The organism is Pseudomonas sp. LPH60 (assembly GCF_030718165.1).
Classification (GTDB): Bacteria; Pseudomonadota; Gammaproteobacteria; order Pseudomonadales; family Pseudomonadaceae; genus Aquipseudomonas; species Aquipseudomonas danubii.
Map to the genome: position 1 here is coordinate 247,547 of NZ_JAVAJH010000006.1, position 15,584 is coordinate 263,130.

Here is a 15,584-nt window from a genome sequence, read left to right on the forward strand (position 1 = left end):
AGCACAAAGGGTGCGCTGCAGGTTAGCAGCCCCTGGCGTGCGTGCAGGCGCTCATGGCACGCCGCTGTTGCGGCGTGTCATGGCTGCCTACTTGGCCGGTCACTTGGTCGTCACGGCGGCGCGGGTGCGTTCGATCTCTTGCACCAGGCCGTCGATGCGTTGCAGCTGCTCGCGGTTGTCGTGGTCCCAGGGATGGAAGCCCGGCTTGAAGAATTGCAGCCAGGGCAGGGCGATGCGCGGGAACACGCCCTTGGGGCCGTAGAGGTACTTGATCACCTGCCACAGGCCGCGCCAGTGGCCACCGCGACGGCGGTCGGCGATGAGCATCCGCACATGGAAGTCGAACACCACCAGCCAGAAGGTCAGGGTGGTGAAGAGCATGGTCCCGGTGCGGATCAGGTAGCGCTTGGGCCCGGGCTTGAGCACGCTGTTAAAGACGTCGTAGGACACCGATTTGTGTTCGGTTTCCTCCAGGGCGTGCCACAGCCACATCTGCCGGTAGCCTTCCACCGAATCGCCGAAGCGGCTGGGGTCGCGCAGCAGCAGGTCGGCAAGGATCGCCGTGTAGTGTTCCAGGGCCACAGTGATGGCCAGGTTGAAGGCCGCAGGAAAGTGCTTTTTCTGGAAGTCGAGGATCATCCGCAGCCGGCGATCCAGCAAATGGGCCGGCAGCCCGGCGTCCTGCAGCAAGTCGTTGTAGCGCACGTGCTCGCGGCTGTGCATGGCTTCCTGGCCAATGAACCCCTGGATCTCGCGCTTGAGCTCGGGGTCGTGAATCTGCTCGCGGTAATGGCGCACGCTGTCCATGAAGAACAGCTCGCCGGCAGGAAACAGCAGGGACAGGGCATTGAAGAAGTGGCTCACGTGGCTGCCTTGTTCGTGCCAGTCGCAGGCACGTTCGGCAGGCAGTTCGACCTGGATGTCGCGGCGGATGGGCAGCATGGCTGGTGCTCCTCTAGACATGAAATGGGTACTCGGCGCTACAGGCCGCGCTCGTCCTGGGCCTCGTAGACTGCCGGCCGTTCCTGGCCCGGCTTGGGCGCCATGCGCCGGCTGATCCACACCACCAGGGCCTGATAGGCGCCGGGCAGCAGACGCACCAGCAGATCGAGGAAGTGCGCATCGCGGCCGATCAGCACCCGGCGCTTGTTTTTGCGCACCCCGTGCAGGATCACCTTGGCGGCGGTTTCGGCGCCGGTGATGAAGAGCTTTTCGAAGTCGTCCCGGGCCTGCTGTTCGTTGTCGATCAGGAAGCCCTTGACGTTGTCGCTGATGCGGCTGCTGCGGGCAATATCGGTACGGATGCCGCCCGGGTGCACGCAAGTGGCAGAGACGCCGTTGCCTTGCAGGTCCAGCTCCTGGCGCAGGGATTCGGTAAAGCCGCGTACGGCGAACTTGGTGGCGTTGTAGCCGCTCATGCCCGGTTGGGAGAACAGGCCGAAGACGCTGGAGGTGTTGATGATGTGGCCGTCGCCGGATTGCTTGAGGTAGGGCAGGAAGGCCTGGGTGCCGTGGACCACGCCCCAGAAATTGACGTCGACGATCCACTCCAGGTCCGCCAGGCTCGAACCTTCCACAGTGCTGGACAGGGCCACACCGGCATTGTTGAAGATCAGGTTGATCTGCCCGTGTTCGGCGGCGCTGGCGGCGGCCCAGGCGAACATCGCTTGGCGGTCGCCGACGTCCAGTTCCTGGCTGCTGATGCGCAATGGCAGCAAGGTCGCGGCCCGGGCCTGGGTCACGGTCTGGGCCAGTCCCTGGGGGTTCTTGTCGGCCAGGGCCAGGTGGCAACCCTCGCGGGCCAGGGCAATGGCCAGGGCACGCCCCATGCCGGAGGCGGCGCCGGTGATGGCCGCGACTTTACCGTTAAAATTTTTCATCGATGGCGGCCTCTTGCAGGTTCAACGGGCGCGCTGCGGCCGGCGTGGCGGCAGTCCCGGGGTGGAGCAGGTGAGTGGTCAGGTAGTCCTGGAGCTGGAAGTGCTGCACGGTCTTCCTGAAGCTCCAGGTAGAGCCGGGCCAGAGGGTGGTGTTCTGGCCGCTGCGGGGGTCCAGGTACCAGCTGCGGCAACCGCCGGTGGACCAGATGGCCCCGGCCAGGCGCTGTTGCAGACGCTGGTTGTACTGGCTCTCGACCTGGGGCTTGACCTCCAGGCTGGCGATGCCGTCCAGGCGCATCCGTTCCAGGGCCTTGAGGATGTAGTCCACCTGAGCCTCGATCATCAGGATCATCGAGTTGTGCCCAAGACCGGTGTTGGGGCCGACGATCATGAACAAGTTGGGAAAGCCCGGCAGGCAGGTGCCGAGGTAGGCATGGGCGCCCCCGGACCAGGCGTCCATCAGGTCCTGGCCCCGACGGCCGAAGAGCAGGCCCTGGGGAATCGGGTCGGTGGCCTGGAAGCCGGTGCCGAAGATGATGCAGTCCACCGGGTGGCGGGTGCCGTCGGCGGTGATCACGGCATCGCTGTCGATGCGCTGGATGGCATCGCTGATGACCCCCACATTGCCTCGGGAGAGGGCCGGGTAGTAGTCGTTGGAAATCAGGATGCGCTTGCAGCCGATGGTGTAGTCGGGCGTCAGGCGTTGGCGCAGGAGCGGATCGGCGACTTGCTTGCGCAGGTGCCGCAGGGCCACGCGCTGTGCCACTTTCATCAGCTTCGGCCTGCGGGCGAAGGCGATCACCCGGCTTTCCAGGGCCCAGTACAGCGCCGAGCGCACCAGCCGCTGGGTGAAGGGCAGGTGCTTGAAGGCCCAGCGTTCCGCCGCGCTGAGCGGGCGGTCGGGCTTGGGCATGATCCACGGCGGGGTGCGCTGGAACAGCTTGAGCTGCGCCACCCGGGGAGCGATTTTCGGGACGAACTGAATGGCACTGGCACCCGTGCCTATCACCGCCACGCGCTTGCCTTGCAGGGAGTAGCGATGGTCCCACTGCTGGGAGTGAAAGCGCTTGCCGGTGAAGGTGTCCAGGCCGGGAATCTGCGGGATCGCCGGACGCGAAAGGCCGCCCATGCCGGACACCAGCACCCGCGCGCTGACCTTGCGGCCATTGCCGAACCTCAGTTGCCAGCGCTCTGAAACCTCATCGAAGACCGCCTGCTCCAGGCCCATGTTGAAGTGCAGAAAGGGCGCCAGGGCGAAGTCCCTGGCGCAGTTCTCCAGGTACTCGCGGATTTCCGCCTGGGGCGCGAACTGCCGGGTCCAGTTCGGGTTGGGCGCAAAGGAAAAGGAGTAAACGTGGGATTGCACGTCGCAGGCGCAGCCGGGGTAGTGATTGTCGCGCCAGGTGCCCCCCAGGGACGCGGCTTGTTCGGCGACCAGGAAGTCTTGCAGCCCGGCTTGCTTGAGCTTGATCGCCATGCACAGCCCGGCGAAGCCGGCGCCGATGATGGCGATGTCAACGACCTCGGGGTCGTTGGGTGGCGAGTACGCATTCATGGTGTGTACCTCGATTGTGGTGATGCTTGGGGTGACTTTCGTCGGTGAGTGAAACCTCAGGATTGCACAATTTAAAATAATGTTTTAAAAATTAATTTAAATAAATCGCCTGAAAAAGTCACCTACGCCATTCGCTTGTGGATCTTGCAGGGCTCATCCGGAGCCGGGATGAGACGCCACAGGCGCTACCGGGCCAAGGCGACAGCCACTGCGGCGGATCATCCTGGTCCTGCAGCGCGGCGCAGGGAAGCTGGGGGGACGGGTTATGCAGTGGCTGGTAGCGGCGGCGGTATTTCTGGCGGTCAGCGCGGTGCTTTGGGTGGTGAGCTTGCGTATCAACCGCAGGATCGAACGCCAGGTGCCGATCAACGGGCGCTCTCTCGAAGTCGGCGGTGAACGCCTGCACTACACCGACGAGGGCCGCGGCCCGGCACTGCTGATGATCCATGGCCTGTCCGGTTGCGGTCGCAACCTGACCCACTCCCTGGCGCCGCAGTTGCGTGAACGGTTCCGGGTGATCACCCTCGACCGCCCCGGCTCAGGCTATTCCACGCGGGCCCGCGGTGCGGCGGCGGACCTGCCGGCCCAGGCCAGTCTGGTGGCCAAGTTCATTCGCACCCTGGACCTGGGGCAGCCGCTGGTACTCGGGCATTCCCTGGGCGGCGCCGTGGCCTTGTCTTTGGCGCTGGATCATCCGCAATCGGTGTCCGGGCTGATCCTGGTGGCGCCCTTGACTCATCCGCAACGCATGCTGCCCTGGGTGTTCCTGTCCCTTGGAGTACGTCCGGCCTTCCTGCGTCGCTGGATGTCCCTGACCCTGGCGGCGCCCATGGCGATGCTCGGCCGTCGCGGTCTGGTGAAGGCGATATTTGCCCCGGACCCGGTGCCCGAGGACTTCGCCGAGCGTGGCGGCGGCTTGCTGGGGATGCGTTCGGACAACTTCTATAACGCCTCCAGCGAGATCGCGGTGGTCAATCGCGCCTTGCCGGGCATGGTCAAGCGCTATCCCAGCCTGAAGCTGCCGGTGGGGCTGATCTATGGTTCGGCGGACTCGATACTCAATTACCGCCGGCATGGCGAGGCCATGGTGGGCAAGGTGCCGGGGCTGCAACTTGAGATCGTTCCAGGTCGAGGGCACATGCTGCCCATCAGCGCCGTCGAGCGAGTGGTGGCCATGGTCGAGCACATTGCTGCACAAGCCGCACCGCAGCGCAGCGCCACCGTGCTGCGCCCGCCGTTCGCGGCATCCCGAGCAGGCTAGGGGCGTTGTAGGTGGTGATTGCAATCGTCGCGCAACGACTCTGGCAGCAGCTGTAAAGGCTTCACGGGCGACATTCAAAACAGACCGAGAAAATAGTTGACGAGCTAACGAACCCGAGCTATTTTTTTAAAAAAATGTTTTGAATGTTTTTTTTGAAAGTGCAATTGAGCGATTAAAATAATGAAAATAACGCCATTTCACGCTTTTGTTTTTTCGTCTGTTCACGCTCCGTACAGCGCCGTCGCGCTGTCCTCTATGGCATCCCTGCCGACGGCCATCCTGCGGAGGCTGCCATGACTGTCTCCGTGGCGGCACCTGGCGTCTGGACCGATGGCAAGCGTCACCTCTGGTGGCTGGGCACCTTGCCGATGATCACCCCTTTGCTCGCAGGCCTGTTCGCACTGACCACCGGTGTCCAGGTGTTCTGGTGGAGCGGGGTGGTGGTGATCTTCGGCCTGATTCCCCTGATTGACGGCCTGCTCGGAGAGGACGCCAGCAACCCGCCGGAGTCCGCGGTTCCCGATCTGGAAAAACAACCCTACTACCGTTTCATCGTCTACAGCTGCGCCGTGCTCTCGGTGGTGTCCCTGGTAGTCACCGCCTGGATGGCCATCAAGGGGGTCGACTGGATCCTGGCCGGTGGCTTGTTGCAGCTTAGTGAACAGCTGCACCTGCAGGGCAGCCTGGCGAGCTTCGCGGCCTTTCTGACCGAACGTGCGCAACTGCATGGCAGCGTCGGCTGGTTCACTTACCTGGGCATGGCCATGTCCACCGGTGCCGCCACCGGTATCGCCATCAACATTGCCCATGAGCTGGGGCACAAGAACCGCGGGATGGCCAAGTTCCTGGCCAAACTGGCCCTGGCCTCGACCTTCTACGGGCACTTCTTCGTCGAACACAACCGTGGCCATCACGTGCGCGTGGCGACCCCTGAAGATCCGGCCAGCTCGCGCCTTGGCGAGTCGTTCTGGAGTTTCCTGCCGCGCACCGTGTGGTTCAGCCTGCGCTCGGCCTGGCACCTGGAAAGCGAGCGCCTGCACAAGCTCGGACTGCCGACCCTGCACTGGAAGAACGGCGTGCTCAGTGCCTGGCTGTACAGCGTGGTGCTTTGGGGCGTGCTGATCGCCTGGCTCGGCGCGGCAGTGATTCCCTTCCTGGTGATCCAGGGCATCTACGGTTTCTCCCTGCTGGAAGTGGTGAACTACGTCGAGCACTACGGTCTGCTGCGGCAGAAACAGCCCAACGGCCGGTATGAGCGCTGCTCGCCACGCCATTCCTGGAACAGCAACCGCATCGTCACCAACATCTTCCTGTTCCAGCTGCAGCGTCACTCTGACCACCATGCCAACCCGACCCGTTCGTACCAGGCCTTGCGCCACTTCGACGAGTCCCCGCAACTGCCCTATGGCTACGCCACCATGATCGTCTGGGCCTATGTGCCGGCGCTCTGGCGGCGACTGATGGACCACCGGGTCCTGGCCCATTACTCGGGAGATGTGCGGTTGGCCAACCTGCATCCGGCCAAGCGTGCCGAACTGCTCAAGCAATACGGTTTCACCGACACCGATTGAGACACCGCTCTTTAGTTGGACCGCTCACTCCTTCAAGTGCCCGTGAACCGCCTGCGTTTGCCTGCTTGAAGGGTGAGCCCCGAATACAGAAGTCCTTGAACACGTTGACCGACAACAACAATAAGCAACTGTAAGGAAGTCACGGATGTCTATTTCACCTCTGCTCGCTGCCCGTCTGTTCGTGGTCATGCTGGGTGTGTCACTGATGGGCGCCGCCGATGCGGCGCGCATCGAGCCGGCCAACACCGAGTTCACCGCCAAAGGGCCCATCAGCTTCGCCAAAAGCATCATCAATGCCGACTGCACCATCCAGGTCAGCGGCAAGGTCAGCCCCGACGGCAGCTTCGCCAGCGTCGAGAAAGTCGACTTCAGCGGCGGCCTCAAGTGTGGCCAGGTGGAAGCCACGCACCTGCCCTGGAAGCTGATTGCCAAGGATGAAACCAGCGGCGCCATGTCCGGCATCCAGGTCACCGTACACGCCCCCCTGGTGGGCGGCGATTGCGGGCCGAGCACCGCCGAAGGCAGTTGGAACAACCGCACCGGCAAGCTGGAGGCGACCCAGGTCAGCCTTGAGGGCGGCTGCACCATCAAGACCGTATCGATCCAGATGCCGCCCACGTTCCGGGTTGCGCCCTGAGTCACAACAGATTCCATGGAGGGACGCTGATGAACGTGCGATCAAGTAGTCCGAAAGCGCCGGCAGCTCAAGCCCGGTCGGTATCGCCATAGCGTGCTCCAGCACCGAATTCGGTCGAACTGGAGAGCCGATGGCGTCATCGACACCCTGGCGAGGCTGATAACCCCCTGGCAACTGCCTGTTGCCTAAATCTTGAGGAAAACAACAATGCAAAGCATCAAGACTCTGGTATCCGTAGCTTCTTTCGCCATCTGCCTGGGCGCCGCGTCGATGGCCAACGCTGCCACCATTGCACCTGCCGGTGCGTCCTTCTCGGCACCGGGCACCATCTCGGTGTCTTCGCCGGCATCGTTTGGGATTCCGGTCAATTGCAACATCAACTTCACCGGTACCGTGGCGGCCGACGGCTCCAATGCCTCGATCACCGGCGCCACCGTCAGCGGTAGCAACTCGCTGTGCGGCGTGCCGGTTCTGCTGAACCTGCCTTGGACCCTGACCGCCTCCAGCGCTACCGCGGGCACCGTGACCGGGGTCAACTTCAAGATCCTCTCCAACTGCAGCAGCACGCCGGTGACCATCAACGCCACTTGGAACAACGCCACCAACACCCTGAGCATTCCTTCGGCGCAATCCGTCGGCAGTTGCAAAATCACGGCGTTGAGCGTCAAGCCGAACCCAGCCTTCACCGTAACCCCTTGAAGTTGATCTGACTTCAGCCTGTTGATCACTTGCTGAAAAAACAGGCGCCTCGTTTGAGGCGCCTGTTGCAACGCCCTGGGTCGGTGGTGGCCGATCGCGGTCGATAATAATAAGGAGTGGGGCATGAATAATAAGAAACACAAGATCCAGGCCGCTATTGGCTTGGCGGTGCTGGGTGGCCTGATCGGTTCCGGGTCGGTGCAGGCGGGTGGTTTCTCTACTCCGACCTATGGCGCTCCAGGCTGGGGTCGGGCGTTTGGTGGTGGTTCGCTGTTCAAGAATGATCCCAGTGCTGCGTACAACAACCCGGCGGCCATGGCGTTCATCGATCACAACGTGGCACAGATGACCGTGGATTACGCGCGGATCAAGATGAAGTTCAAAGGCAACGTCAACGACTATCAGGGGAATCCGGCCTCCATCACTCCCGTGGATGACACCGGCGCTCCCAGTGGCGCGGCGATGCCCCTGACCGGCGATGGCGGGGAAGGTGGTTTCACCGCCTGGTTGCCCACCGGTTTCATGGTGATGCCGATCAACGATCGCTTTGCTTTTGGCCTCAGCCAGGTCGTGCCCTTGGGCATGCGCAGCACCTGGGACGAAGGCTGGAAAGGTCGTGACTTCGCCGTGGATACCAAGATTGAGACTGTCGGCCTCACTGGGGCCCTGTCGTTCAAGGTCCGTGAGGACTTCTCCATCGGTGCCGGGGTCATCGTGCAGCACAGCAAGGGCTTCGTCAGCCAGAACCTCAACGTCAGTGGTTCGGCGGGCATGTCGGTGCTTCCTGGAGCGCCCTCGGGCATTGGCTCCAACCTGATGCGGGTCAAGGTCGATAACACCTCGGTCGGCTGGTTCACCGGCATCACCTGGAAACCCACCGAGCAGGACACCCTGGGCCTGAACTATCACGCCAAGATCAAGAACAAGATGGAGGGCAAGTACAACATTCGTGCCGACGCCCTGGGCCGCAATTTCATGACCCAGCCGGCCGGTCCCAACGGTGAAACCCTGACCGAACTGGCCTATCCGGGCCTCAAGCTAAACCCCGATGGTGCCAACGCCAGTACCCAACTGGACATTCCGGCCACCGCCGGCCTGGACTGGGTCCACGTGTTCAACGATCGCTTCACCATGGGTGCCAGTCTGCTCTGGACCCAGTGGTCGTCGTTCAAGGACCTGACGCTGAAGTCTGATGGCAACACCCTGGTGGCGATTCCTTACAACTACAAGGACTCGATGATGTACTCCCTGGGTGGCGACTATCGCTTCACCGATGAACTGACCCTGCGCGCCGGTGTGGCCTTCGACCAGACCCCGACTCGTAATTCGACCCGTGACCCACGGATTCCGGATAACGATCGCTGGTTCACTTCCATCGGTTTTGGCTATGACATCAAGGCCATTCCCGGGCTGACCATCGACGGCGCCTATTCCCGGCAGTTCGTCAAAGAGGCCAAGCTCAAGACCGTCAACGTCGACCGTCTCGGTGGTTCCACCATCGACGGCAAAGTCGACTCCAAAGGCGAAGTGGTGAGTCTCTCCGCGACCTATCACTTCTGAGGTCCCGCGCTTCATCCATGCCTTGAGATAACGGCAGTACCAAGGGAGTGTGCGACTGCCGTTGGCTGGACGGGTCACCTCAGGACCCGTCTCGACCTGCCTGCTTTTCCAACCTTTGGCTGACATCGTTCAGCCGTTATGCGTTACCGAAAACACTCAAAACAATATTTAAAAATAAAATTTGAAACATGCTTCTTTCCTTTGTAGGGTGATCGTCGAGGGGTCGGCACAACGCCCGGGCTCCCAGTGGTTGTCTCGTTAGAACAAGAGAGGTATTCCATGATTGTCTGGTTATTGGTGGGACTCGCCGCAGCCTGTGCACTGGCCTATCGCCAGGCCGCCGCGGCCCTGTGGCTGGGCGGCGGCCTGGTATGGCTGGCGGCAGGTTATCTGTTCAATCTGGTGGGCACCCTGGGACTGACCCTCGGCGTGCTGCTGGTGCTGGCGCCGGCCGCGCTGCTGAGCATCAAGCCCCTGCGCCGTGCCTTGCTCACCCGCCGCGCCCTGGCCATGTTTCGCAAGATCATGCCGGTCATGTCCGACACCGAGCGCGCCGCCATCGAGTCCGGCACGGTCTGGTGGGACGCCGAGCTGTTCAGCGGCAAGCCCGACTGGCCGCGCCTGCTGCAGGCCGCCCCGGCCAGCCTGAGCGCCGAAGAACAGGCGTTCATGGACAACGAAGTGGAAACCCTGTGCAACATGGCCAACGACTGGGAAACCACCCAGATCTGGCAGGACCTGTCGCCCAAGGCCTGGCAATACACCAAGGACGCGGGCTTTCTGGGGATGATCATTCCCAAGCAGTATGGCGGCAAAGGCTTCTCCCATTACGCCCATTCCCAGGTGGTGATGAAGCTTTCCACCCGCTGCTCGGCGGCGGCGATCTCGGTGATGGTGCCCAACTCCCTGGGCCCGGCCGAGCTATTGCTGCACTACGGCACCGAGGCCCAGCGCCAGCATTACCTGCCGCGCCTGGCTCGCGGCGAAGACATTCCGTGCTTTGCCCTGACCAGCCCCTATGCCGGTTCCGACGCCGGGGCCATTCCCGACGTCGGGGTGGTGTGCAAGGGCCAGTTCGAAGGCCAGGAGGTGCTGGGCTTTCGCGTCACCTGGGACAAGCGCTACATCACCCTGGGCCCCATCGCCACGGTACTGGGCCTGGCCTTTCGCGCCGAAGACCCGGACGGCCTGCTGGGCAGCAAGGGCAGCCTGGGGATTACCTGCGCACTGATTCCCACCACCCATCCGGGGGTCAATACCGGGCGTCGTCACTGGCCGCTGAACGCGGTGTTCCAGAACGGCCCGACCACCGGCAAGGATGTGTTCATTCCCCTGGAATGGGTGATCGGCGGCGGCGCCCAGGTGGGCAACGGCTGGCGCATGCTGATGGAGTGCCTGGCCGCCGGGCGCGCCATTTCCCTGCCGTCGGCCAACGTCGGCCTGGGCAAGGTGGCGGTGCGCGGCACCACCGCCTACGCGGCGATGCGCAAGCAGTTCGGCTTGCCCATCGGCAAGTTCGAAGGGGTGCAGGCGCCGTTGGCGCGCATGGCCGGGCACCTGTATGCCTGCGATGCGGTGCGCAAGGTTTCGGTGGCGTCCCTGGATGCCGGCGAGAAACCTTCGGTGATCTCGGCGATTGCCAAATACCACGTCACCGAGCGGGCCCGGGCCATCGTCAACGACGGCATGGACATCGTCGCCGGCAAGGGCATCTGCATGGGCCCCAACAACTTCCTGGCCCGGGCCTACCAGCAAAGCCCGATTGCCATCACCGTGGAAGGCGCGAACATCATGACCCGCTGCCTGATCATCTACGGCCAGGGGCTGATCCGTTGCCATCCTTATGTGTTCCGTGAAATGGAAGCCGCTCGCGATGCTGGACGCAAAGGCCTGGAAGCGTTCGACAGCGCCATGTTCGGCCATATCAGCTTTTTCTGCGCCAACACCGTGCGCGCCGCGGTGCATGCCCTGACCGGCGGCCGCCTGATCAAAGCCCCGGCCAACACCGACAAGGCCCTGGCTGGCTATTACCGGCAGATCCAGCGTCTGTCGGTGGTGCTGGCCCTGGCTTCGGACATTTCCATGGGCGTGCTGGGTGGTGCCCTCAAGCGCAAGGAAAGCATCACCGGACGCCTGGGGGACATTCTTTCCCAGCTGTACATCCTGTCCTGCGTGCTGAAGCGTTTCGAGGACGATGGCCGGCCCCAGGCCGATCTGCCGCTGGTGCATTGGGCGGCCCAGGATGCCCTGCTGCGGGCCCATGAAGCCCTGGCCGAGGTGCTGGACAACTATCCGTCCAGAGCGGCGGCGCGGATTATTCGTGGTCTGAGCTTCCCCCTGGGCATTCCCCAGCACAAACCCAGCGACCGCTTGCTGGCCGAGGTGGCCGAGCTGGTGCAAACCCCAGGCGCCACCCGGGACCGCCTGTTGGCCGACTCCTACATCCCGCAACCGGACATCGACAAACTGGCCTACGGCGAACTGGCGTTCCGCCTGCAACCGCAAGTGGAACTGATCGAGGCCCGGCTCAAACCGGCGATCAAGCAGGGCGCCCTGGCGCCGTTGCCGATCTCCCGCGAGGCCTTCGGCGTGTGGCGGGTCCAGGCTCTGGAACAGCAGTTGATCAGCCAGGACGAAGACGAGCTGCTCAGTCGTTACGTGGAATACGGCGATCACGCGATCCAGGTCGACGACTTCCCCCAGGACTTCGGGCTGCTGGAAGCCTTGCAACAGCGTCAGGCGCACTTCGAGCAAAGCGCCAAGCCGGCCTCGCGCAAACGTGCCGCCAGCAGCGAAGACGCGGTGCTGGCCAGCGATTCGGCCTATTGAGCCTCTACTGGATTGGATCGGGATCTCTTTATGTCTGACGGTTATCTTTCGTTCGTCAATTCCGGGTGGGGCCGCTGGCTGGCCCAACGGACCGGCCTGCCGCAACCGCTGCCGCTGCAACGCCAGCGCGAGGGGCAGGGCGGCAACCTGATCAACCCGGTGGTCCTCGCCGCGGCGCCCGAGGGGCGCCTTCTGGGCGAGCTGCAACGGATCTTCGCCGCCACCGACACCGTGGCGGCCCAGGCCGCAAGCATCAACGCGCCCTCGACCGTGAAGGTCCAGGGCCTGGTCTTCGACGCCAGCGGGCTGGCGGATATCGCCCAGCTCGATGAGCTGTACCGCTTCTTCCATGCCAATGTCCGGCGCCTGACCGCCCACGGTCGGGTGCTGGTGCTGGGCACGCCGCCGGAGCACTGCAAGGCGCTGGCCCAGGCCGTGGCGCAGCGGGCCCTGGAGGGTTTCGTGCGCTCCCTGGGCAAGGAGTTGCGCCGGGCCATTACCGCGCAACTGCTGTATGTCGAGCCCGGTGCCGAAGCTGAACTGGACAGCAGCCTGCGGTTTTTCCTGTCCCGTCGTTCGGCCTATGTCTCGGGTCAGGTGGTGCGCATCGGCGAGCCGGTGGATGTGCCCCGGCACATCGACTGGGCCCAGCCACTGGAGGGCCGGCGGGCCCTGGTCACGGGGGCCTGTCGCGGCATTGGCCTGGCCATTGCCCAGGTCCTGGCCCGGGAAGGCGCCCAGGTGGTGTGCCTGGACATTCCCCAGGTCGAGGCTGAGTTGCAGCAGGCGGCAGCGGGCCTCAAGGGCAGCGCTCTGGCCCTGGACATCACCGCTTCTGGTGCCGGGCAGCGGCTGCTGGAGTTCGTCGGTGAGCACGGTGCTTTCGATATCGTCGTGCACAACGCCGGCATCACCCAGGACAAGACCCTGGCGAAGATGACCGAAGCCGCCTGGCGCAAGGTCATGGCCGTCAACCTGGAAGCACCGCTGCTACTGAGCCAGGCGCTGCTGGAGGGCCAGGGCCTGAACCCGGGGGGACGGATCGTCTGTGTCTCGTCGATTTCCGGGATCGCTGGCAACCTCGGGCAAAGCAACTACGCCACTTCCAAGGCCGGGGTCATTGGTCTGGTGGAGAGTCTGGGGCCACTGGCGGCGCGTCAGCAGATCACGGTCAACGCGGTGGCACCGGGCTTTATCGAAACCCAGATGACCGCGAAGATCCCGCTGCTGATTCGCGAGGCCGGACGGCGCATGAATTCCATGAACCAGGGCGGTCAGGCCGTGGATGTGGCGCAAACCATCGCCTGGCTGGCCCATCCGGCCTCCGGCGGGATCAATGGACAGGTGGTCCGCGTCTGCGGACAAAGCCTGCTGGGGGCCTGAACCATGAATGCCGACTCTGCCATTCGCATCATCGAACCGCCGCCGTCCCGGGGCCAGTTGCTGTACGACGGCATCCGCAGCTTGCGCAAGCCCAAACTGGAGGTCGCCCCCAAGCTGCCCAGCGAGCGTCTGGTACGCCCGGCGGTGGAGCTGCAGGCCGCCGAAATCGCCCGTTATGCCCAGGCCTGCGGCTTTCGCCGGGAGCACGGTGTGCCGCTGGCCTTTCCCCATACCCTGGCTTTCCCGTTGCATCTGTTGTTGCTGACCCACCCGACGTTTCCCTATCCGGCCAGCGGCATGGTCCACCTGGCCAACCGTATCCGTCAGTACCAGAAGCTGGAGGAAGGGCAGGCCCTGCGCCTGGAGGTGTTTGCCGAGCGTTGGCTGGCCCATCCCAAGGGCCAGGCGTTGTCGATTGCCACCCGGGCCCACAGTGGCGGCAGCCTGGTCTGGGAAAGCGACAGCCTGTATCTGCGCCGTGGCGTCAGCGCGCCCATTGGTGAGCCCTGGCAAGGCTCGCTGCCACTGGATGAACAGGCCCTGGTGCGCACTCAACGTTGGAGCCTGGGGGGCGACCTGGGGCGGCGTTTTGCCCAGGTCAGCGGCGATTTCAATCCGATCCACACCTCCTGGCTCGGCGCGCGGCTGTTCGGTTTCCGTCGGCCCATCGCCCACGGCATGTGGACCCTGGGCCGGGCCCTGGCAGCGCAGCAGCCGCCCCATCCACTGGCGGCGGCGGAGCTGGACTGCGAGTTCAAGCTGCCGATCTTCCTGCCGGCGGCGGTGACCCTGTGGAACCGTCTGCCCGACGGTCCGCGCCATGCGTTCGAAGTGCGCAACAACGCGGGGGACAAACCCCACATGCGCGGCCTATTTATCTGGGGAGCTGGGCAATGACTGAGTACAGTTTCAATCCGGCGCCGGTGCGCCGGGTGGCGATCATCGGCGGCAACCGGATTCCGTTCGCCCGCTCCAATACGGTGTATGCCAACGACAGCAACCAGGACCTGCTGGTGGCGGCGTTGCAGGGGCTGGTGGATCGTTACGGCCTGTCGGGCCAGCGCCTGGGGGAGTTCGCCGCGGGGGCGGTGATCAAGCATTCCCGGGATTTCAACCTGGCCCGGGAAAGCCTGCTGTCCACCACGCTGTCGCCGCAGACCCCGGCCTACGACGTGCAGCAGGCGTGCGGCACTGGGCTTGAGGCGGCGCTGCTGGTGGCCAACAAGATCGCCCTGGGGCAGATCGAAGTGGGCATCGCCGGTGGTGCCGACACCACTTCCGATGCGCCCATCGGCATCAACGAAGGGCTGCGGCGGACCTTGCTCCAGGCCAATCGCGCCAAGGGCACCGGCAACAAACTGCGCAGCTTGCTCAAGGTGCGCCCGGGGATGTTGTTCAAGCCGCTGCTGCCACGCAACGGCGAGCCGCGCACCGGGTTGTCCATGGGTGAGCACTGTGAAGAAATGGCCAAGCGCTGGCATATCAAGCGTCTGGCCCAGGATGAACTGGCCCTGGCCAGCCACCAGCAACTGCAGGCCGCTTATCAGCGCGGCTTCTTCGACGACCTGATCACCCCGTATCGCGGCCTGACCCGGGACAACAACCTGCGGGCCGATGCCAGCCTGGAGAAGCTCGCCGGCCTGGGCCCGGCGTACGACCGCCACAACGGCACCCTGACCGCCGGCAACTCGACCCCGCTCACCGACGGTGCCTCGGTGGTGCTGCTGGCCAGCGAGGAGTGGGCCGCCGCCCACAACCTGCCGGTGCTGGCCTACCTGCGGACCGGGGAAACTGCCGCAGTGAACTTCGTCGACGGTACGGAAGGGCTGCTGATGGCTCCGGCCTACGCGGTGCCGCGCATGCTCGCCCGGGAAGGCCTGGGCTTGCAGGATTTCGACTTCTACGAGATTCACGAGGCTTTCGCCGCCCAGGTGCTGTGCACCCTCAAGGCCTGGGAAGACGCCGATTACTGCCGGGAAAAACTCGGCCTCGACGGCGCCCTGGGCAGCATCGAGCGCAGCAAACTCAACGTCAACGGCGGCTCCCTGGGCTGCGGGCATCCCTTTGCCGCCACCGGCGGGCGCCTGCTGGCGACCCTGGCCAAGGCGATCCACCAGCGTGGTTCCGGCCGCGGGCTGATTTCCGTTTGTGCAGCCGGCGGGCTGGGTATCACCGCCATCGTCGAAAAATAAAATAACCAGGAGACTGC

12 protein-coding genes are annotated in these 15,584 nt (G+C 64.0%); 9 read left to right on the forward strand and 3 right to left on the reverse strand.

The genetic code is table 11. The features are described from left to right. Positions 1-99: 99 nt before the first annotated feature. From Q8O96_RS22525 to Q8O96_RS22535, 3 genes are read right to left on the reverse strand one after another with little or no spacing between them, the layout of a single operon-like run. Positions 100-942, reverse strand: coding sequence for a metal-dependent hydrolase (locus tag Q8O96_RS22525; protein WP_305949430.1), 843 nt, complete (start codon positions 940-942; stop codon positions 100-102). 38 nt (positions 943-980) lie between these two features. After that, positions 981-1,880 carry an SDR family oxidoreductase gene (locus Q8O96_RS22530; RefSeq protein WP_102865108.1) on the reverse strand — a complete coding sequence of 300 codons (900 nt, stop codon included), beginning with the start codon at positions 1,878-1,880 and terminating at the stop codon, positions 981-983. Beyond that, a complete protein-coding gene (locus Q8O96_RS22535; RefSeq protein WP_305949431.1) occupies positions 1,867-3,435 on the reverse strand; it encodes an NAD(P)/FAD-dependent oxidoreductase in 1,569 nt (522 codons plus the stop codon). The genes Q8O96_RS22530 and Q8O96_RS22535 overlap by 14 nt, the downstream gene beginning before the upstream one ends. A 265-nt stretch (positions 3,436-3,700) precedes the next feature. Here Q8O96_RS22535 and Q8O96_RS22540 point away from each other — a divergent pair, with 265 nt between their 5' ends. The 9 genes from Q8O96_RS22540 (at position 3,701) to Q8O96_RS22580 (ending at position 15,567) form a co-directional block, all read left to right on the forward strand. After that, positions 3,701-4,696: an alpha/beta fold hydrolase gene (locus Q8O96_RS22540; RefSeq protein WP_305949432.1), complete on the forward strand. Its 996-nt coding sequence runs from the start codon at positions 3,701-3,703 to the stop codon at positions 4,694-4,696. Positions 4,697-4,989: 293 nt separating this feature from the next. Continuing rightward, positions 4,990-6,267: an alkane 1-monooxygenase gene (locus Q8O96_RS22545; RefSeq protein WP_102865105.1), complete on the forward strand. Its 1,278-nt coding sequence runs from the start codon at positions 4,990-4,992 to the stop codon at positions 6,265-6,267. Between the two features lie 145 nt (positions 6,268-6,412). Beyond that, positions 6,413-6,904 (forward strand): alkane oxidation protein activator PraA, encoded by a 492-nt coding sequence (gene praA / locus Q8O96_RS22550; RefSeq protein ID WP_102865104.1) that lies wholly within the window; start codon positions 6,413-6,415, stop codon positions 6,902-6,904. 207 nt (positions 6,905-7,111) lie between these two features. After that, positions 7,112-7,603 carry an alkane oxidation protein activator PraB gene (gene praB / locus Q8O96_RS22555; RefSeq protein WP_102865103.1) on the forward strand — a complete coding sequence of 164 codons (492 nt, stop codon included), beginning with the start codon at positions 7,112-7,114 and terminating at the stop codon, positions 7,601-7,603. A 123-nt stretch (positions 7,604-7,726) separates the two neighbouring features. Next, positions 7,727-9,163 carry an outer membrane protein transport protein gene (locus tag Q8O96_RS22560; RefSeq protein ID WP_102865102.1) on the forward strand — a complete coding sequence of 479 codons (1,437 nt, stop codon included), beginning with the start codon at positions 7,727-7,729 and terminating at the stop codon, positions 9,161-9,163. A 279-nt stretch (positions 9,164-9,442) separates the two neighbouring features. Continuing rightward, entirely contained in the window at positions 9,443-11,992 is a 2,550-nt protein-coding gene (locus Q8O96_RS22565; RefSeq protein WP_305949433.1) for an acyl-CoA dehydrogenase, read from the forward strand. 30 nt (positions 11,993-12,022) lie between these two features. Continuing rightward, positions 12,023-13,375, forward strand: a complete 1,353-nt coding sequence (locus Q8O96_RS22570) for a 3-oxoacyl-ACP reductase (RefSeq protein WP_102865100.1) — start codon at positions 12,023-12,025, stop codon at positions 13,373-13,375. Between the two features lie 3 nt (positions 13,376-13,378). Next, the gene (locus Q8O96_RS22575) at positions 13,379-14,272 is read left to right on the forward strand and encodes a MaoC/PaaZ C-terminal domain-containing protein (protein ID WP_207167877.1); all 894 of its coding nucleotides are present in this window, start codon (positions 13,379-13,381) and stop codon (positions 14,270-14,272) included. Then, a complete protein-coding gene (locus tag Q8O96_RS22580; protein WP_305949434.1) occupies positions 14,269-15,567 on the forward strand; it encodes an acetyl-CoA C-acetyltransferase in 1,299 nt (432 codons plus the stop codon). Before Q8O96_RS22575 ends, Q8O96_RS22580 begins: the two co-directional genes overlap by 4 nt. Positions 15,568-15,584: the final 17 nt, after the last annotated feature.